This window comes from Acinetobacter sp. WCHA29 (assembly GCF_002165335.1).
In the GTDB taxonomy this organism is placed as follows: Bacteria; Pseudomonadota; Gammaproteobacteria; order Pseudomonadales; family Moraxellaceae; genus Acinetobacter.
Map to the genome: position 1 here is coordinate 209255 of NZ_NHRQ01000001.1, position 21691 is coordinate 230945.

Genomic DNA, 21691 nt, shown 5'->3' on the forward strand with positions numbered 1-21691 from the left:
ATAAGACATTTACCCAAAACTCTATCTCACTTAAAGTGATAGTTCAATGGACATCATAATCGGTGTCAGCCAAGCCAGAGGGCTGGCATTTTTTCCAAAACAACAAAACAAGTCTTATACAATCCAGCCTATTGAAATCTTGCCAATTCGTTTCATAATGAAAGAAACATCTCATTATTATATTTAAGATCATGGCAAAAAATTATTATGAAGAGCTAGGTGTTTCAAGAGATGCCTCAGCAGACGAAATCAAGAAAGCCTATCGTAAATTAGCAAAGAAGTATCATCCAGATATTAGTAAAGAAGCAGATGCTGAAGCCAAAATGCAGGCGATTAATGTCGCCTACGATACCTTGGGTGATGCCACTAAAAAGGCTGAATACGATCAGATGCTGGATCATCCACAGGGCTTTGCAGGCTTTGGCCAGGGTACAGGTGGATTTGGTCAAGGTACGGGTGGTTTTGATGGTTCCCAGTTCTATCGCCAAAGTTCAGGCGATGGGGGTACAGACTTTAGTGGTTTTGAGGATTTATTTGGTCGATTTGGCTCCGGTTTTGGTGGCGGACAACAACGTTCGCAACGCCAGCAACGCAGTTACAAGGGTGAAGATCAGCATGCCAGTATTCAAGTCGATTTAGATATTGCCTATCACGGCTCAACCCAACAAATTACCTTACAAATTCCAACTTATAACGTCTATGGTGAACCTGAAGTCCAGCGAAAAACCTTACAGGTTAAGATTCCAAAAGGAATGAAAGAAGGCCAGCAAATTCGCTTAAATGGTCAAGGACAAAGTGGTATCAATGGCGGTGAAAATGGTGATCTTTATATTGAAATCCAATATAAAGATACCGACCGCATTCGTATTGAAGGGGCTGATGTCTATCAAACTATTGATGTGAGTCCGTGGGAAGCAGCTCTAGGACAAAGCATTGAAGTCAATACTCCCGCAGGACAACTCAAAGTCAATTTACCTAAAAATGCTAAGAATGGACAACAATTACGTCTCAAAGATAAAGGGATACCAAATAAAACCGCAGGGCATTTATATCTAATTATTAATATTGTTTTACCACCAGCACACAGTGAGCAAGAACAACAGGCTTATCAACAGTTTGCCGAAGCCTTCTCCACTTTCCGACCTCGTGCCTCATAAGGAGTAAGATCATGACAACTATTCAATACAAAGAAATTCAATATGACGGTCACTGCCAAGTTGAAATTATTGATGAACAATTGGCACTTGATCTCGAACACTTTGCAGAAGCATGTGGCCAAAGTACAGATTGGGTTTTAAAACTGATTGATTATGAAATTTTACAAATCCAAGTCGATCCACAAAGTTATCAGTTTATCGGTGAAGATGTCGCCAGAGCACGTCGAGCTTATCGTTTACAACGTGACTTTGATGCTAGCTTATCAGCAGTTGCGGTGATGCTGGACCTGATTGATGAAGTGCAGCAACTCCGCAGGCAGTTAAAACATTTTCACTAAGGTAATATCAATATATATGACTAAACGCTTTATTTAAGTTTAGTCATTTTTTCTACTTCTTTGAGTGTTTGCTTAATTGGTTCATAGTCTAAGAACCAAAGTAAATTTAAATTTCGTTGTTTATGCTGTTGCGCCAATAAATCAATTACGCTCCGTTCACCCCGCCCTACTAGATGTTGCTGGTAAAAATAGTACAACAGTGCCAGCGTGCTCATTAACATGACTGCAAGCATAATCCAAAAACCAACAGGTGACTTTAACCCTGGAATAAACTCAAAGTTCATTCCGTAAATTCCCGTCAGCAAAGTCAAGGGTGCAAATATTGCCGTAATAATTGCCAAAATCCGCATATTTTCATTGGTTTGATTCGCAATAGCTGAAAAATGTAAATCAATCGCCGATTGAATCGCATTTCTTAAACGCAAGGTATGTTTTTGAACACGCTCTACATGGCTCATTAAATCATTGAGACGAACCAAGAGAATGTCTTGATTCTTATGTTTATGTTCCCCCATCACATGGTGATAATTATCCACCAGTTCATCTCGTAATTCCTGCAAGGTCTCTACTTGTTCCTCACATAAATTTTCAATTTGCTGGAAAGCCATATCTTCATGAAACAATTGATGCCACTGTTTAAAACGGCGGTTGCCCTGCAAAAGTTGCTGTTGCCAATATTCAACACGACGAGTCAAGGGCGTACGTAAATTCAAATAGCCATCAATCATGCTGTTCAATAAGCGTAAGCATAAATCGGCAGGTGTACTGGCTAATTTTCTCGGCTTATTTTGTTCAGCAATCGGACGACCCATAATTACTTGAATACGTTGAATATAGCTTTCGATTGCTTTATTTCCCTGCTCCCTCACACTCACCAAAATGTTCGGCGTTAGAATAAAACCCATCGGTGTAGTTGCTAGGCCAAAAATACTTTCATGAGATTCTAAAGCATTGTCACTTTCATAAATCTGGTCGTCTGGACTGATCAATTTCCGAAATACTAATAGGTCATATTCCTCGACACTGTCGAAAGCACAAGGATGTTCGATATTGAGCAGGTCACGCATATGAAATTCGTTAAGCACCACACCAGTATGCTCATAAATATTTTTTTGCCAAGAATCGGTATGATTAACCAAATCCTGTCTCAAACTATCAACCCATAAAAACTCAAGCGTATGTTCTGTTTGTTGTTCCACGCTAATAAAAATCGTATTTTCACTGTTATGACGATAAAAATAATAAAGCTGCATAGAGTCGAGATAAGTTTGAAAATCTATAGAAATGCTGCCATGAAGCACAATAAAAAGCTATGTTTATTCTATTATCAAAATCAAATGACATGAAAAAGCCTCGTATGCGAGGCATCGAGGCTTTTTCAAATTAAGGGGTATTAAACTTCTTTGTTTAGTACCACACCATGCTTTAAGGCTTGGTCGAGTTGCTCTTTATCTAATGCTTTATCCCATTTTGCAACAACAATCGTTGCGCAAGCATTACCAACTAAATTGGTTAAAGCACGGCATTCAGACATAAAGCGATCAATACCAAGGATCAACGCCATTCCCGCAACTGGAATCGCAGGAACAACAGAAAGCGTTGCAGCCAAAGTGATAAAGCCTGCGCCCGTAATCCCCGCAGCCCCTTTAGAACTGAGCATAGCCACCAATAAAATTGTCACTTGTTGAGTGAGTGTCAATTCAATATTACATGCTTGTGCAATGAATAATGCCGCCAATGTCATGTAAATATTAGTACCATCTAAGTTGAATGAATATCCTGTCGGAATTACTAAACCTACAACCGATTTTTCACAGCCTGCTTTTTCCATTTTCGCCATCAATGATGGGAGTGCTGCTTCTGATGAACTTGTACCAAGAACCAACCAGAGTTCATCTTTGATATAACGGATCAGGTCGATAATCGAAAAACCGTTATAACGAGCGACTGCACCCAAGATAACAATAACGAAAAGTAATGCGGTGATGTAGAAGGTTGCGATTAATAACATCAAGTTCCCAATTGAACTGATCCCATAAGCGCCAATGGTAAATGCCATCGCACCAAATGCACCAATAGGTGCAAACTTCATCAACATGCTCACTAAAGTGAATACAGGATTGGTTAATTGTTGTAAGAAGTCAGTAATTGGACGGCCCAAATCACCTGATTTAGCAAGCGCCAAACCAAATAATACTGCGACAAACAAAACTTGAAGAATTTGACCTGATACAAATGGACTTACCAATGTATCTGGAATGATATTCATCAAGAAACCTGTAATAGTTGACTCATGTGCTTTAGCTGCATATTCATCAACTTTAGTGCTGTGTAACGTACTTGGATCGATATTTAACCCATGACCCGGTTGAATCACATTCCCAACAATTAACCCGACGACTAATGCCAATGTTGAAAAGGTCAGGAAGTAAATCATCGCTTTACCCGTGACTCGTCCAACGCTGCCGAGATTTTTCATCCCAGCAATTCCTGTCACAACAGTCAAGAAAATTACGGGTGCAATAATCATTTTCACCATTTTAATGAAGGCTTCACCAAGCGGCTTTAAGCTTTCGCCAAATTCAGGAAAAAAATGACCTAACAATATCCCTGCAACAATTGCGAAGATCACTTGTACATAAAGAATTTGATAAAACTTGGGTTTCTTTGGTGGCTGCTGGTCATCTTGACCTGTGGCAGCATGATCGATATGCATGTGCAATATTCCTTCATATTGGGATAACAAATAGACTTCCGACTGTCTATCTAAAACGGCAGGAGCGGAAATTTGGGGAATTCTACGTTAATTGTAATCCTCACAATTTAAGCACTCGACTAATGTCTAATATAAAATAATTTTATGTTTATTGTTTCGCCAATTTATATTTATAGTTTTCATCTAGTTAATAAAAAAGCGCATTGTAAAAACAATGCGCTTTTTTTAATCAAAAGTATTGCTATTATTGAGCTTGCTCAATATCTTTCATTGTCAACTTGATACGACCACGGTTATCAACATCCGCAACCTGTACTTTCACATCTTGACCTTCTTTCAATACGTCAGTCACGTTTGCAATACGCTCATTTGAGATTTGCGAAATGTGAAGTAAACCATCAGTACCTGGCATGATGTTTACAAACGCACCAAACTCAACGATACGGATTACTTTACCATCATAGATCTTACCTGGTTCAACTTCGGCAGTAAGCGCTTGGATTTTTGCAATCGCAGCACGGGCAGCAGCTTTAGTTTCACCAAATACACGAACTGTACCATTGTCTTCGATATCAATCGCAGCTTTAGTCTCTTCTGTAATAGCACGAATCGTTGCACCACCTTTACCAATGACATCACGAATCTTGTCTGGGTTAATGCTGATCACTTCAAAAGTAGGAGCATGCATTGAAATTTCAGGACGAGCACGTGAAATCACTTTGTTCATTTCATTCAGGATGTGCATACGACCAGCAAATGCTTGGTTTAACGCAACTTCCATAATTTCTTCAGTGATCCCTTCAATCTTAATGTCCATTTGAAGTGCAGTAATACCGTTTGCTGAACCTGCTACTTTAAAGTCCATATCACCAAGATGATCTTCATCACCTAAGATGTCAGAAAGAACTGCGAAACGCTCACCTTCTTTCACTAAGCCCATTGCAATACCAGCAACTGGCGCTTTAAGTGGAACACCTGCATCCATAAGTGCAAGAGATGCACCACAAACAGACGCCATAGAAGATGAACCATTTGATTCAGTAATATCAGATACGATACGAAGTACGTAAGGGAAACGATCAACAGGTGGAAGAACCGCTTGTACACCACGACGTGCTAAACGACCGTGACCAATTTCGCGACGCTTAGGACCTGATTCACGACCCGTTTCACCTACAGAGTAAGCTGGGAAGTTATAATGCAACATGAAGTTGTCAGTTTTCGTACCCGCTAAGGTATCAACCATCAATGCATCACGTGTATTACCTAAAGTTGCAGTTACAAGTGCCTGAGTTTCACCACGGGTAAACAATGCTGAACCGTGGGCACGGTCCAATACGCCCACCTGAACATCGATACCACGAACGGTTTTGGTGTCACGACCATCAATACGTGGCTTACCAGACAAGATATTGTCACGTACAGTACGGTATTTAAGGTCTTCAAACAGGAAGTCCACTTCGTCAGCGATGCCATCCACATCTTCTTCAGGAACGAATTGCGCTTTCGCTTCTGCATACAGTGCATCCAAAGCTGCATAACGATCTTGTTTCACTGCAATGGTATACGCTTCTGAAATTTTTGCTTCAAAAGCTTCTTTTAATTTCGCACGTAATTCTTCGTTGTGTGTTGGAGCAACCCACTCTGATTCTTTCGCACCAACTGCAGCAGCAAATTCTTTGATAGCTTGTACAGCAATTTGCATTTCGTCATGACCGAAAAGTACTGCGCCTAACATTTGGTCTTCTGAAAGTTCTTTCGCTTCAGATTCAACCATTAACACCGCTGATTCTGTACCTGCAACCACAAGGTCAAGATCAGACTGTGCAAGTTGTTCTAACGTTGGGTTAAGAACATATTCACCATTGATTAAACCAACACGCGCACCACCGATTGGACCACGGAAAGGTGTGCCCGCAATCGACAAGGCAGCAGATGTACCCAACATTGCAGCAATGTCAGCATCCATGGTTTTATCAGAAGACACAACTGTTGCTGTGACTTGAATTTCGTTGAAGTAACCTTCTGGGAACAACGGACGAATTGGACGGTCAATCAAACGAGAAATTAAAGTTTCAGCTTCAGACGCACGACCTTCGCGCTTGCCATAACCACCAGGGATACGACCTGCAGCATATTGTTTTTCTTGATAGTTAACGGTCAGTGGGAAGAAATCTTGACCCGCTTTTGCTGTTGGTTGAGCCACAACCGCAACAAGCACAGTGACACCACCCATGGTGATTAAAACTGTATTTGCTTGACGTGCAACACGACCCGTTTCTAAAACAACTTGGTGCTGACCAAATTGAAATTCTTTACGAACGATATTAAACATTGACATGTATTATATTTTCCTAGTTTCTTTTAAAAAGTTATTCTAGTGAGACCCCTAAGGTTTGGCATTCAGACCACAACTCATGTGTGGATAAATGACAAAGCTTAGAAGCCATCGCACCAGATCAAAATTTTTAAATAAATTTAAACACAAAGAAGGAGCGAACATGCGCCCCTTCTAAAACTCGCCTAACTTAAATCAGGCGAAACTTTGTTTTCAGCGTTAAAGCATTGCAACATGCGAAATACCGAAAATAAAGCCAAATCGAATTAACGACGTAAACCTAATGCGCCGATCAAAGCAACATAACGACCGTGATCTTTACCATTTAAATAGTCAAGTAATTTACGACGTTGGTTAACCATACGAATCAAACCACGACGGCTGTGGTGGTCATGTTTGTGTTCTTTAAAGTGACCTTGCAAATCATTGATTTGAGCAGTCAATAAAGCAACTTGTACTTCAGGTGAACCAGTGTCGTTTTCTGCACGAGCAAATTTAGCAATGATCTCTGCGCGATCTGCGTTAGTTAAAGCCATTCGATTTCTCCGAGATGCTTAAAAAATAAAATGATAATGATCAGTTGCAAGCAACTGACTGCCGTGCATCACTACAGCAAGTCGCCTATTTTAAGTGATCTATCACCATATTGCAAAAATGTTTTAACTTTGCTGGCATTTCGGCAGCTGACAGCATTGAACAAAATAGGCACACTATGGGATATCTGTTTTCAATTTATGACAGAGATGAAAGAAAACGAAAATATTGCGAGGGAATCGTGAAAATTTTATCAACCAATACTTGTTATGTACCAAATGACTTAAATCAAGTGATTCGCTCAAAAGATGAAGTTGCGGCTGAATTGGGTGGAATGACTGAAAAGCAGATTCAAAAGATCTGGAATAGCGTTGAATGCCTGTATAAAACAGGAAACTATCCACTCGTTACATTATGTTTGCGACGTCAAGGACAAATTTTACTGAACCGCAGTATTGGTTATGCACAGGGTAACTCCCCAGATGGCTTAGCCGCGGATGCAAAAATTGGTACGCCTGATACGCCTGTATGTTTATTCTCTGCATCAAAAATGATTACAGCAATGCTGATCCATATGTTGGATGAGCGCGGTGATTTAAATCTGCTCGATCCGATTAGCTACTATATTCCTGAATATGGGGTCAATGGTAAACGTCGTGCGACTATTTTCCATTTGCTTTCTCACCGTGGCGGGATTCCACGCATTGATACAGAAGTCACACCAGAACTTTTATTTAACCAAGAAGAAATCTTAAAAGTACTTTGCGCAGCTAAACCTGTTTCGCCATCAGGGACACACCTTGCTTATCACGCTGTTACCGCGGGTTATATCCTAGGTGAAATCGTTCAGCGTGTAACTGGACAAAGCGTACGTGAGTTTTTAGCTGAAAATATTGAAAAACCAATGGGGATGGATTATTTCAACTATGGTTTGAAACCACAATATCGAGATAATGTTGCACTAAACTATGCCACAGGAATTCACCCAAGCTTAGGTACAGACCATTATCTTAATCATGTACTTGGTGGCGGTTTACAACTTGCAGTGGATGTAACCAACGATACTCGTTTCATGGATACCATTTGTCCTGCTGGAAACATTTATACCAGCGCTGAACAAATCGGTCGTTTTTTTGAAATGTTACTCAGCGGTGGTGAGTATCAGGGTAAAGAGATCATGAGCGCAAAAACTGTATTTCGCTCAACCCTACCAACATCAGGAACAAGCATAGACCGTACTCTACTCGCCCCAATGCGTTATGCGTTAGGTCCAATGCTTGGTAGTAATCCAGTCGGTTTATTTGGTCCAATGACTGGCCAGGCTTTTGGGCACATTGGTTTTTCTAATATTTTATGTTGGGCAGATCCAGAGCGTGATATTAGTGTATCGTTGCTTACCACAGGAAAATCTGTCGTTGGGACACACCTCCCTGCTCTTGCCAAAACATTATATCAAATCTCAACAAACTGCTCGAAGATTCCAAAGAATCAACGTCGTTCATTATTCGCAACAGATCGACACGAGGCAGACATCGTCTAATTCAATTTGATCGCAGCAAAAAAAGAGCCCAAGTCAGACTTGGGCTTTTGCGCGTTATTCAAGGTTCTTTTCATTTTTCTATTATTATTCTTTATGTTTCTTATTAAGCTACTTTCAGCCCCTCTGAACGTATTTTACACATCACTTCTTATGTTTTGCTTTCAGTGTGTATCTTCTTTATGCCTATTATTCTGTCAGAACCAATTGTGGAGAAAAATAGCATTTTTCTTATCTCTATGTAAGCAAATACGTACGGGGCTGTATAACATTTAACTTAATAATACATAAAAATTGTCAAACAATCATATTTTTAATTTAAACTTTTGGTTAAAAATTTTTATAGAAAAATTAATGTTTGCTTCACACAGTTAGAGGTAGAGATTCTTCATTAAAATCATTTTGATTAAAATAAATACTATAACCATCATGACATTAGTAAGATTAAAAATAAAAAAGCCCTGTAGTCTCTCCCAAAACTACAAGGCTTAGCGGCTGTAAGTTTCCTCTTTTATCACTTACCTCACTGTAAGTTCGCTGTCTCATTGACTTTATTATTGTATTTTTGCGATTTACCTAGCTTTCCGTGCTAGGCTGTTTGTGTGTACATGATCTCAAAAACATTTATTTCACTCTAGCGACAATATCTCGAATCTTTGTAAGCTTTTACTTACAGAACAGTGAATTTTAAAGAATAATTTCACAATCCCTCTAAATTGATCTTTTGCACTAAACCACTTCGACGAATGGTTCTAATCATCAATGACTGTTGTAATGCCTTCGGATCAGCCAGAATACTCACTACTTTTTTAGCGCGAGTGACTGCGGTATAGATCAATTCCTGACTCAATAGTTTCTCGGCATGTGCATCCAAAACAATCGCGGTATGGGTAAATTCCGAACCTTGTGATTTATGAATGGTTAAAGCAAAAGCAGTTTGCATACTGCGTGGCAGTCGGTGCGCTGCAATCCATTTATTTAAGCTCGGGAAAAGTACTTCAAATTGCTGCGCTTGAGTACGGTGTTTAAAACAAATGCCAATATCACCATTAGAAATCCCAAGCTGATAGTCATTATAGGTCATCATTACAGGACGTCCGATATACCAGTCTCCAACAGCGATTTGTTTCAATTGCTGATTGAGCCAATGCCCCGCATAACGATTCAGTTGCTCGATTCCCAACGGGCCATGTCGAACTGCCGTTAAGATTCGATAATCATCAAAGGCTTGAATCACGTTCTGAATCTTTTCGACAGGTTCATCTGCCTGTATATAATGTTTCAAAGCTTCAATATAAGCTTGAAATCCAGCCATTAGCTTCTGTTGATAAGGTTCAATCTCCACATCCTGCTGCTCGGGTAGATATTCCAACTGGATCAGATCAGGCATATCTTTATTTAAAGAAATCGTTTGCAAAGGTGCAGCCTGAACAATTTCCGTCTCTAGTTTTGATAAAACTAAATCAGAGCTGCTGAGACCTTGCTGGGCCTGAATAAATCGTGCGAATTGACCAATCTTGGCTTCACCAGAGAAACGACGGCTAGTCTGTAGCTGAACTCGATTTTCAGTCAATGCCTGTACTTGCTGTAAATCAGCCAAAACCGAGCCGACCTCAACCGAAGCCAACTGATTGGCATCACCCAGCAAAATAAGTCGACATTGTTCTGGGACTGCCTCGAATAACAGGGTTGCCAAATTCAAATCCAGCATTGAGGCTTCATCCACCACAATCACATCATAGGGCAGAGGCTGTTTGGGATGAAATCGTGGTATTTGTCGATTGCCAATACCCAGTAAACGGTGCAAGGTTTGCGTGGTTTGATTACGCAACTCATCGGTGATGAGTCCTGATTCCAATAATTTTGGATCATTCAATGAGTTCTGTAATGCTTCCTGCATACGTTGTGCAGCCTTTCCTGTAGGCGCTGCCATGGCAATACGAATATCGGGAATGGTCTGGTTGAGGGCTGCAATAATACGCGCCAAAGTATAGGTTTTCCCTGTCCCCGGTCCACCGGTAATAATGCTCAGGCCTTGTTGCAAAACCATTTTCAGTGCAGCCTGCTGATGTTCATCACTGAGTAAGTTTTGATACTGTTCGGCATCAACAGCCTGAATCGTTTGTCGCTTTAATCGACAAATCTGCTGTGCGAGGCGTTGCTCTAGGTGCCAATATCGGTATAATGCCAAGCCCTGCTGATCATAGACACAAGGGGCAACCTGCGTGCTTGCAATTTCGCTGGAAACAGCCAAATCCGCCAATGCCGCAATCTGGCTTGGCTCAACCTCAATAGAACTGTCACCTTGTAGGCTGGCTTCAACCAGTTGTTGTAGTACATGTGCAGCGTTAACGGTTTGAGTAGATTGAGAAAATGGTGCTTGTGAGAGGTAGTTACTCCACATATTTAACCATGTCATTTGTGCTGACTGATCATCAACTTGTTTGTCCACAGAGTTATCCTCAAACTTACCCACACGCTTGTCCACAAGGTTATAAACAAAGTTATTCACAAGCTAAGCTTTTGTTTAATTTAAAATCACACACTTTATCTACACCATTTTCCCAGCTTTATCCTCAGTGAAATATCCAAGAATCGCATCTAAGCGTAAAATAAACTCATCCTCAGGTTTCCAATAGTAACAGCCTTGCTGCGCCTGCCCATTCATGCCGCGCAAATACAGATAAGATGCGCCGCCTAAATGCTGCTGTATATCATAATCCTGCAATTTCACCGACAGATAACGATGTAGTGCCACAAGATATAACGCTGCTTGTAACCAATAACTCGACAACGACATACTTTCTGCAATCTGAGGCTGCTGATAATCCAGTTGCTCCGCTCCCAGATAATTACTCTTATAATCGGCAATATGGTAACGCTGACCATCGAAGTAAACCAAGTCAATAGAGCCATTCAAGTAACGGGCAGATTTAGCCTCAAGTAACTCAGGCATTTCAATACCATATTCCTCAAACAGCTGCTGTACACGCTGCATCGCTAGCACTCGATCTGATAAAGCCAGATAGAAAGGACATTCAGACAAGTATTGTCCTGCAGCTAATTGCTTTAACTGAAAACCCTGATTGAGTGGCGTGTGTAATACCTCACCAAGCCAGTCAGCAATCCATTGATACAGTTGTTGCTCGCTATTTTCTTGTTCAGGGAAATACTGTTGATATTGAAATAGTAGCTCTGACCATAAACTTTGATAGCTATTTTTAAAACGACGGCGAATTTCTTCTACCCACATGTGGGGTTGCTGAAAATTAATCTGTTCAAAAATCTCATGCAGGAAATTTCCAGCCAGCGTTCCTCTCGGAAAGTGTTGTTTAATCCACGCAATGGGTTGGGAGGCAGATGCAGATGCTGTCAGCAGAACATGTATCTCATCCTCCGCCTGATCAAAGTTCTGCTCAATATTGGCCAGACGATCCGCATGATTGGCCTTGTGCCTTAAATGCTGTGCCAAATAACTGAAGCTAGTTTTACCCCGTGCATAAAAACGCTGCATAGGTAAAGGCTGTGCGGAAAGTGGAATTCTTTGTTGGGTTTGCTGACGATGCAAAGCCTGTGGTCTCTCCAAAACCAAGGCTTCATCCAGACAATGTGGATGCTGGAATGCTTCACCCTGATTCTTCCAGAATGCCAATCCTGAAAGTTTGTTCTTATCTCCCTTTTCAGGTTCAAACACCGCATAGACCCGATGACTGGCACGGGTCAACGCCACATACCACAAACGGTTCTGCTCAGCCTGCGCCCGTTGCTGGTGCTGATCCAGCTCATTCTGTTGCAGAAAGTTTTTATCCGCAATCGCCACCACACGTTGTGTTCGTGTTTGCCCTGTTTCTGGCAGCTGGATTTCTGTGGTTGAGAAATTTAAAGCCTCTTTTTTTGAGTCTGGTGCTGCTTTATTTGCTCCAAGCAAAAAGACGATTTTAAATTCCAGACCTTTTGACTGATGGATGGTCATCAACTGCACCCCAGCTTCACTGGAAAGCTTATGTTCCAGTTCCCATTCACGATCACTTGGAGAATTGAGTTGCTTTAAATACCAGTGATAGAGGTTTTGCATCCCTTGTACATGTTCACTGTGTTGACTCAAAAGATCAGTGAGGTGGCGTAGATTCACCACGGCACGTTCATTGTCCTTGCTTTGCGTTGCAACCAGTTGCTGCCAGATACCAAACTGGTTTAGGCAACGTTGCCATGCCACCAAAAATCCCTGATTCAGCCACATTTCACGGATGTCATCGAATTGCTGAATATAATGGCTCAAGCCCTCTGGACTTTGTTCCAGTGCCAATAAGCGACTTAAATCAAATCCAAACAGTCGACTCAGCAAGGCACGCTTTAACTTGGCTTCATCATAAGGATGCAGCAAGGCCGTGAGTAAAGCACCTATATCCTGTGCAATCTTTGAATCAAACACACTGCGCTTTGAGGGCCGATTCACTCGGATTCCCAAGTGTTCCAGTGCATACTGCACCTCGTCCAGTTGGCGATGGCTACGCGAAAGAATGGCAATATCATCTTCACAAATGACTTTGCGTACCTCACCATCCAGGCATAGCTGCTGCAAATGCGCTTGATTCAATAAGCTTTGAATTTTCCATGCGACTTGAGTAGCTTGCTCATTGCCCTCTTGCAGTTGCAACCAGCGCAACGGCGCGGGATTGGCCTGTTCATTGTCAATCAGGGCAGGATGTGGACGCGAACCCGCTTGAATCGGGTCATAAATCACCTGCTCGCCAAAATCCATTTGCCGCTGAAACAGCACATCCACCACTTCAACCAGTTCTTTCACCGAACGGTGGTTATGCACCAACTTATACTCACGCCCCTGTTTGGCCATAATATCCTGATAGGCATTCAGGAAGGTCAGCATATCGCCGCCACGAAAGCCATAAATCGCCTGTTTACGGTCACCCACCATAATCATGCAGCTCTTTTGGTAACGTTGCGGATGGCGCCAGATACTGGCCAACATATCATCTTGATCTTGGTTGGTATCCTGAAACTCATCCACCAGAATCAATGGATAGCGTGACTGTACAAATACCGCGAAAGATTGTCCTTGCTCACCTTTTAAAGCTTCAGACAGGGTTTTGATTTGCTGAGCAAAGGTGGTCTCGCCTTTTTGCTGCAACACTTGAGGTAAACGCTTTTTGACTTGCTGACAAAGATGAAACTGTAAATAGGTATTGAATTGATCTAAATCATTTTGAATTTTAAGTTTCATCTCCCAAATATCTTTTAATAACTGAATCAAAGGATGCTGGTAAAAACAATCCTGAATGCTTTGATCACATTTATTAAAAATACTACTTCGAGCTTGTCCTTTGGAATCTAAAAATAAAACATCGACGTCTTTGAACGCCTTTTGATCAAAATAAATATCTATACCCTGCTCTTGAATTTGCTGAGCCAGCCGAACTAAGCCTGTTTGAAAAATGAAATGAAAACGATCTTTTGCAAAAGCCTTTTTATTAATAAATTTATAATATGCACCATCGAGTAGATAATAATCCTGTAACTCTTGTAAATATTGTGATGAACTTGCTGCGAACTGATGCAAGCATGATTCAAACTCAACTGTGCTAAACACAGGCAAATCTACTTGTTTCAAATGTGCTGAACTAAAATTTAAACTGGATTCTACCAATTGAATATAATGATCAACTGATTTAAGTTGCTGACTCATATATAAAAAATCAATCACTTGCTGTGGTTGGGTCTGAATCCATTCCCGCAACACATCATGAATTAATTGACGGGTATAGCTTTTGGCATCCTCAGTGATTTCTGCGCGTTCAATTTTGCCACTTTCAAAGGCAAACTCACGCAATAGCTTTTGACTAAAACTATCCAAGGTTCCAACAAACAATTCATCTAACTGATCAATGATCAATTTTAACCGTTCACAGGCATAGGCAATTCGTGGCGCAAAGTTTTGTAAGACCTGTTGTTTTAACGGATCAGTTTCTTGTAATGCCTTGACCTGAATATCTTGTTCCAATACATCACGGAAAGGCTCTAAAAACTCAAGGATTTCGACCAAACGTAAACGAATACGCGTTTTGAGTTCTGCGGCTGCAGCACGGGTAAAGGTGGTGGCAATCACCTGATTAGGCAGATATTTCTCTAAGAAAATCCGCACCATCAAACTGGATAGCGTATAGGTTTTCCCTGTTCCTGCAGAGGCTTCGATTAAATGCAGCCCTTCAAATTGAATATCTCCAATCGGCTGATAAGACACTGGATACTTTGAGTTCATGTCTTACTCCACCCGTAAAAATTCAAAAATCGGTTGATACAACGCATAGGAATAATGATCACAGGCATACTGCAATAAAGCGGTTGCATCTTGTTCCTGCAAAATGAATTGCCAATCACGGTGCAATTTACAAGCTTCATTCTGGGTCATATCAAAACCCGAGAAATCACCCGTATCATTCCAGTCCTTCAATACTTGCTTTTGACTCTCTTCAGTTAAAACCTGCGTTGAATCCAGCTCAATCCACTCATATTGCTTGCCTTTTTCCAAAGGCTTTAACACTAAGGCAGCAGGCAAGACCACAGGCTGCTGCTGTGCATCGTGCCAAAGCTGTAACCAAGCATTTAAATAATGCTGCGCCTGTTGTGAACTTAGGCCTTCACAAATCACCGTCTGATCACTAAACACCACAATTCGGCGCTTCTCTGTAGCAGCGTCATTCTTGATTAGCGCCAGCCAAAGCAGATATTCAAGCCAGACTTTGGCAAAGCGTTTGGCACGTGCACTGGAAGCATCCAAACTGACCCAATCTTGAGTCAGTTGTTTCGGGGTCACACAGGCGATTTGTAATTGTTTCGAGACCCGCCAAACCCGTTGCGTAGTTTCAGTCGGCGCTGGGGCATACTGCTGCAAGCGCTCCAACAAGCGTTGCTGCTCTAAGCGACTTTGCTGCCAAGCACTGTGCTGAACTTTGCCAACAGGCAATTGATCTTGCAACAGACTCGGAGAGAGCTGATCATCCTGCTGCTGTAAAAAATGCCGAATGGCATATTTACCGAGACCATCGAGTAATAACGGTTCAGCTTGATCGGCCAATTCTTTTGCGGTTAAATTTTCCACACCCAAGGTCTTTAAATACAGCCGCGCAGGGAAACTGATATCTTGAATCCATTGCTGACTCTCCAAAATGATCATTTCATTTTGTTCAACGGGATAGACGGTATTGACCCATGCTTGCCGCTCACCTTTCATCTGCTGAATCTGTGAAGCGACCTTAAACCATTGATCTTGGAAGCGCACAGGTCGATCCGAGACAAAGCCGAGTGGATCGAACGGCTGTAACCGATGTAAATGATACAGCGGATAAAGCTGTGTGGGGACCTGCAAAGCATCCAATCCAGCCAAATCCACTTCGGATAAAGGAGAACCATCTTCGCGGCTCGTCGGTTTTACAATCAAAGCCAAATGCTCGCGGAAGCCCTGCAACACAGTGGATGGCTCTCTGACTTCGCCATCATTGAGATCAAAGCCATTATAAAACAGCCAAACCTGTTCTTGTGCCAATAAGATGGCATCCAAAAATGCCCCCTGATCATCCTCCAAACGAGAGCGATCACCCAATTGCTGACGCAGTGCATCCATCAAGTCAAACGGAATATGACTGTCTCGATTTGGAAATTTACCCGTATCCAAATTCAACAGTACAATCAGCCGATAAGGAATCGGACGAATCTGTCCAATCTGACTAAAGGTGATTTGTCCTGTCGGTTCAACTTGCGCAGACTGGCTTTCTAAAGTGCGTTGAATTTCCTCAACAATATAAGGCAAAGGCAAGGAAATTTGACGTAATTGGGTTTCGGTATCTTCATAATAGCTGGCCAAAGTCAGCATACGTTCTTGCTTCTGAATAATTTCACGAATTGCTTTTAAAGCAACCACATCGGCTTGCTCAAACTCCTGTACATCCGCCTTGATTCGCTGTAGCCAAAACTCGACCGGCAAACGTTGGCATTGTTCATGTGCCACCAACCAATCTCGACGCGCTGCTAAATCTTGATAGATCTGAATCAGAATACCAATCAGTTCAAAATCACTTGGCTGCACCAAGGCATAACTGAGCATATTCTGCACCATCACATGGGCAGGCACAGCAATTCCTAAAGCTAAACGGTCCAGAGCAAATTTAAAACTATAACGGTAGTCTTGATCTTCGTCACTCAGACTTTGCTTTAAGTGTTGTTGGTCTAAACCACGTTTAAAGCCAGCATCATTGAGCAAGGCTAAAATGCGTTGCACCTGCGTATAGTCCAATCCATAACACTGCTGCGTCGCGTAAAGATTAAGCCAATCCGCAAAATCATCCTGCGTAAAACGACCCTGTGTCAGTTGCAAACGTCCAAGTACAGCACGCCATGCGTTTAAGGCATCTAATTGCGCAACGCCAGCAATTTTAACAGGTAAAAAGACTTCATGTTCATTTGCAACTGCAGGAAAGACACTGCGAATTAAAGGCTCAAGCTCGGCTAGATTCGGGGTCAAAACCAGCACATCACTTGGGCGACGCGGTGTCGTATCTGTTTGAGACAGCCAATGCAGCAACTGTTCTTTTAAGACTTCAAGTTGTCGTATGCTGGAGTGGCATACGTGGATCTGAATGGATTCATCTTCTGCTGCAAGCTCATATTGCCCTGCCTGAGGTTCTGCCAGATAAAAAATATCGGACTGGACTTTACCCAGTAAGGTTTCGGGAAAATAATCAACAAAGAGATCTTCCCAAATTCCTTCTTCCGCTCCTGCAAGTTGTGACAATAAAGAGAAATGGTCACGTGCCTGCTTGCCCAAACGTGTCAGTAAGGGATGTCGTGATTCACGACTTAAGGCATTAAACCCCAAACTAAAACTGTCGAAGAATGCGGCAATGTCTGCATCACTGGCATTGGGATGTTTGGAAATATAGCGCTCTTTCACGCCAAGGTCATAACGCTTTTTCCAGAGTGGATCGACACTGTCGGCCCAATATTCCTGCGATGGGTTATAGTGCAAAATTACCACATCTAGATATTGCCCCAAACGACGTAAAAATTGCAGTTGGCTCGGTGGTAAATCTAAAATCGTAAATACAATCACCTGACTTGGCAGTTGTGCCAAAGCTCGGGGTCGTGTCTGCTGATTGTCTAGAAGTTGCCAAAAATCAGCATCAATGCTTTGTATTTCAACAAAATCATCATGAAAGTAGTTTTGCCACAACCAACGCTGCCAAGCTTCTAATTGTTCGGTTTGTTGTAGGCTAAAGGCTGAAGTTTGTTGATCTGTTTGAGCAATCAATTGTTCGATATTTAAGGCTTTATTCTGTCCCCAAGTCGATAGCCAATTCCCCACACAGGTACAATTGCTTTGGCAACCGCGTTGACAATGACCGCGATAAATCATGTAGTTACTAAACAGCTGCGAAACTTGCTCCGCCACCCAATACAGCATACTTTGTTTTTTTAGTTGTTTTTCAGTGCCTTGTTGCAGTTGATCGGCGCTGTCGTAAATCCGTTGCACAATTGAATATAAAGGGTGCTCATTCACAACAGTATTCTGTTCGGGTTGAATAAAAGGCTGTAAAGCTTGATGAATACGCCACTTTAAAATCAAACGCGGAATATTGGCTTTACGCACTTGTTCTTTATTTTCTAATACTTGCTGGTATGCATACCACTGAAAACCACGAATGCGTTGATGAAATTGATAGTTGGCAGTCATGCCTTGTTGTTCGGCAATTTTCTGCGTCAACCATTGTTCTTGTGCAGGACTGGGAACAATAAAATGCTGAGTTTGAAATACCTGAAATGGAGAAGAACTCGATTGGGTGATTGATGCCATCACACCTTGTAATAACACTTCAAGGCTTTGACTTTGAATAACATGAATACCCATCTACAAATATGACCTCATCAGGAATGCTTATTGTATTGCACGAAAACATACATATTTATCACTATACAACTTCATGTAACTATGTCACGTTAAACATACAAGGAAATAAATAAATTGTTTTGAAATTCACCACTCAATCCGATTGAATATACTATCGAGGGATAGACTTTAGGTATAACTTTATGAAAATTGAAAAAATTCCTGATTCGATTGATCCAAACTTAAACTTGGAGCAAATTCGCGAAGAGTGTTTGGCACTAACCAAAAATCGTGCATATTGGTCTGCAGGTGCAGCGATTGTACCCATCCCATTTTTTGATGTGGTCGTTGATTTGGGCATGCTCACTCAAATTATTCCTTATATTAATACGCGTTTTGGTTTAGCACCTGAACATATCAGTGTCTATGATCCTGAAACCAAAAAAGTACATTGGGATGAGCTACGTAAACGTGGTTTTGAATTTTCAGGTTTGGTGGTGGCGCGCACAGCCATGAAAAAGTCTTTTAATGGTTTTTTCACGAAAATTGCCACCAAGCAAGTGACCAAGTTTATTCCTTTAGGCGGACAATTGGTTGCTGCAAGCCTCGGTTATTTTATGATGCGTAAAATTACCGAAGCACATATTCAAGATTGCTATAACCTTGCTAAACGCATTCAACAAAAAAGTCGTAGTACCATTGTGGCTTAATCATAATATTTGATAACGACAAGGCGGTTTAATCCGCCTTGAGTTGTTTTAAAATCGCCTTTAAAACTTCGATCCGTGCTGTATTTTTATCATCCGTAGCGATTACATACCAAGGTGCATAATCTGTGTTGGTTCGTTCGAACATGTCTGCAGCGGCTTTTAAATAATCGTCCCATTTATCACGATTACGCCAATCTTCTTCAGTAATCTTGAAACGCTTATGTGGAGTTTGTTCACGATCTTTAAATCGAACTTCTTGTTCATCTTTACTGATTGCAAGCCAAATTTTTACAATTACGGTTTGACTATCAACCAAGTTTTCCTCAAACCGATTAATTTCATTATAAGCACGTTGCCATTCAACGACTGAAGCAAAACCTTCGATCCGCTCAACCAAAACACGACCATACCATGTACGATCAAAGATGGTAATTTTCCCGCCATCATTCAGCTTATTCCAAAAACGCCACAAATAAGGACGGCGTAATTCATAACGTTCAGGTGCAGCAATACTATGAATTTCATATTCACGTGGATCTAATTTTTTAACAATTCTTTTTATTGCTCCCCCTTTACCTGCGGCATCCATACCTTCAAAAGCAACAATCACTTTTCGTTCGTCATAACGTAATGCATCAGCTACTTTTTTGGTTAATTTGTTCAATTCTTCTTTGTAGTCATCTTTATCTAAGCTTTGTTTTGACGGTTCTAACAGTGCTGTGGGAATCTGTGCTTGTTGCCATTTTTCCGTGACTTTAGTTTGATGGTCAGGCAACTCTTGCAATGTTTGTAATATGTATTGAGCAAAACATTGATCACGTAGAGCTTCGTCTTCACCATCAATCACAAACCAATCATCGGTAAATCTTTGGCTTAACTCCTGCAAAGTATCGTATTGTTTTTTATTGCGCCAATCCAAACCATGTAATTTATGCCAATGCTGTTCCGAAGCATCAATTTGGTCTAAGCGTTTTTGTAAGGACTTCCACGATAAATCAAACCAAACTTTGACCACATGCACATTATTATGTTGTAAATCATGTTCAAAAGAACGCATCTGTTCGATATAAGCATCAAACAATGTTTCATCCAATGGTTTTGACACATGCATGGCGGTTGAAAGCAAGTCACTGTACCAATTCCCAAACATCACCACGATCTGACCTTCGGCAGGAATAAAACGCGTATAAGACTGCCAAAAAGTTTGATAGGTCGTTAATAACCGTGGTGCATCTGCTTTAACTCTTAAATAGCGTGGATCTAACCATTCACGTAATTGCTTAACCGCCTCACCTTTCCCTGCTAATTCAATCCCACTTACTAAAATCAGAACACTTTTTGCATTTTTTTTATCTTGGCTATCTTTTAAAGCATATTGTGCTTCAATCAAATCTAAAGAAAGCTCATCTTCATCACGCAATTCAAATTTGGGTTGTTGTATACTCATATTCGGCTCTAAATGGCTCATTATTAAGAATAAGTATAATGAAATCTATTTCACTGCATGCAAAACCCTTGTACAGTTTCTGTAGAACTCAATCCGTGTATCAACATAGTGACCGATTGTTAGACATTTAGAGTTTATGCTGTCATGGTTCTTCGTTATGATGCAGCCTATGATTTTCTGGTTTTATTTTATTTGAGTTCGAATATGTCAAAACTCGCTGCATTTGATCATCTTTTATTACAATACCAAACTCTGAATTACCACCAAAATCCAGCACTTAAGCAACGTCTGCATGAAGTACAAGCGTGGATGAAAGCACGCATCGCAGAAACCCATAAAGAATTTTTTGCTCTGCCTGAAAATCAACTGATGGCACAGTATTTTCTCAATCGTTTGTATGGCGGTCCTGATTTTGAGGCAATTGCACAGCAAATCGAACGCCTGTTGAAATATGCACATAAAGCAGAAAGCTTACTCCCTGAAAATGCAATTAAAACAGGAACAAAATCGGTCAGTCTTGCTGTACTTGCCACTCAACTCGATGAACAAGTCGCAGAACAACTACTCAAAGATTATCCTTTGGAAACACCACTCACTGATGAAATCATGCGCCAGACCTTAGTCAAACTCGATCAAGGCGATGTACGTTATGAACAATTACAATTACTTGACGAGCTTGGTGTCACATTAGATAAGTATATGCGCTCTACGATGATGTATGCGGCTTTTAAAATGTGTAAAGGGATTGCAACCAAATATCAATTTGAACCTATGTACGATTTTATCCAAGAAGGTTTTGCTGCAATGAAACCGATGAAGTCAGCTGCAACGTTTATCAAAACATTTACGGCAAAAGAACGTGAAATCATCGAAAAAGTCCACGCTGGTCACCCAAACCCATTTCGTGACTAAATTGAATTGATAGCCATCCCTCTTCGTATTAGGAGGGATTATTGAATTCCAAAACAAAAATTAAAAATGCTTTTGAGCATGTGACTTTCTGTATATTATTCATA

13 protein-coding genes are annotated in these 21691 nt (G+C 41.1%); 5 read left to right on the forward strand and 8 right to left on the reverse strand.

Features of this window, described 5'->3' with window-relative positions:
* The first annotated feature begins 191 nt into the window (after positions 1 to 191).
* Together CDG59_RS01025 and CDG59_RS01030 are read left to right on the forward strand one after the other, a co-directional pair.
* Positions 192 to 1157 (forward strand): DnaJ C-terminal domain-containing protein, encoded by a 966-nt coding sequence (locus tag CDG59_RS01025; RefSeq protein WP_087543009.1) that lies wholly within the window; start codon positions 192 to 194, stop codon positions 1155 to 1157.
* 11 nt (positions 1158 to 1168) lie between these two features.
* A complete protein-coding gene (locus CDG59_RS01030) occupies positions 1169 to 1495 on the forward strand; it encodes a chaperone modulator CbpM (RefSeq protein ID WP_004680669.1) in 327 nt (108 codons plus the stop codon).
* Positions 1496 to 1524: 29 nt separating this feature from the next.
* Here the strand turns inward: CDG59_RS01030 and CDG59_RS01035 are convergent, their stop codons facing one another.
* The 4 genes from CDG59_RS01035 to rpsO form a co-directional block, all read right to left on the reverse strand.
* Positions 1525 to 2748, reverse strand: coding sequence for a magnesium transporter CorA family protein (locus CDG59_RS01035; RefSeq protein WP_087543011.1), 1224 nt, complete (start codon positions 2746 to 2748; stop codon positions 1525 to 1527).
* 140 nt (positions 2749 to 2888) lie between these two features.
* The gene (locus CDG59_RS01040) at positions 2889 to 4211 is read right to left on the reverse strand and encodes a dicarboxylate/amino acid:cation symporter (RefSeq protein WP_087543013.1); all 1323 of its coding nucleotides are present in this window, start codon (positions 4209 to 4211) and stop codon (positions 2889 to 2891) included.
* A gap of 244 nt (positions 4212 to 4455) precedes the next feature.
* Positions 4456 to 6546, reverse strand: coding sequence for a polyribonucleotide nucleotidyltransferase (gene pnp, locus CDG59_RS01045; protein ID WP_171287561.1), 2091 nt, complete (start codon positions 6544 to 6546; stop codon positions 4456 to 4458).
* Between the two features lie 269 nt (positions 6547 to 6815).
* Positions 6816 to 7085 (reverse strand): 30S ribosomal protein S15, encoded by a 270-nt coding sequence (gene rpsO / locus CDG59_RS01050; RefSeq protein ID WP_004637724.1) that lies wholly within the window; start codon positions 7083 to 7085, stop codon positions 6816 to 6818.
* Positions 7086 to 7324: 239 nt separating this feature from the next.
* Between rpsO and CDG59_RS01055 the strand changes: the two genes are divergently transcribed.
* Entirely contained in the window at positions 7325 to 8623 is a 1299-nt protein-coding gene (locus tag CDG59_RS01055) for a serine hydrolase domain-containing protein (RefSeq protein ID WP_005162848.1), read from the forward strand.
* 697 nt (positions 8624 to 9320) lie between these two features.
* Here CDG59_RS01055 and recD read toward each other — a convergent pair.
* From recD to CDG59_RS01070, 3 genes are all read right to left on the reverse strand, one after another.
* Positions 9321 to 11072, reverse strand: a complete 1752-nt coding sequence (gene recD, locus CDG59_RS01060; RefSeq protein ID WP_205666449.1) for an exodeoxyribonuclease V subunit alpha — start codon at positions 11070 to 11072, stop codon at positions 9321 to 9323.
* Positions 11073 to 11171: 99 nt separating this feature from the next.
* Positions 11172 to 14897: a UvrD-helicase domain-containing protein gene (locus CDG59_RS01065; RefSeq protein ID WP_087543016.1), complete on the reverse strand. Its 3726-nt coding sequence runs from the start codon at positions 14895 to 14897 to the stop codon at positions 11172 to 11174.
* 3 nt (positions 14898 to 14900) lie between these two features.
* Entirely contained in the window at positions 14901 to 18539 is a 3639-nt protein-coding gene (locus tag CDG59_RS01070; RefSeq protein WP_087543018.1) for an exodeoxyribonuclease V subunit gamma, read from the reverse strand.
* 182 nt (positions 18540 to 18721) lie between these two features.
* Between CDG59_RS01070 and CDG59_RS01075 the strand changes: the two genes are divergently transcribed.
* The gene (locus CDG59_RS01075) at positions 18722 to 19228 is read left to right on the forward strand and encodes a hypothetical protein (protein WP_005162854.1); all 507 of its coding nucleotides are present in this window, start codon (positions 18722 to 18724) and stop codon (positions 19226 to 19228) included.
* Positions 19229 to 19256: 28 nt separating this feature from the next.
* On the opposite strand, the gene CDG59_RS01080 is transcribed toward CDG59_RS01075, so the two are convergent.
* The gene (locus CDG59_RS01080) at positions 19257 to 20675 is read right to left on the reverse strand and encodes a phosphate--AMP phosphotransferase (RefSeq protein WP_087543119.1); all 1419 of its coding nucleotides are present in this window, start codon (positions 20673 to 20675) and stop codon (positions 19257 to 19259) included.
* Between the two features lie 204 nt (positions 20676 to 20879).
* Between CDG59_RS01080 and CDG59_RS01085 the strand changes: the two genes are divergently transcribed.
* Complete coding sequence (locus tag CDG59_RS01085) at positions 20880 to 21587, forward strand: FFLEELY motif protein (RefSeq protein WP_205666450.1); 708 nt, start codon at positions 20880 to 20882, stop codon at positions 21585 to 21587.
* Positions 21588 to 21691: the final 104 nt, after the last annotated feature.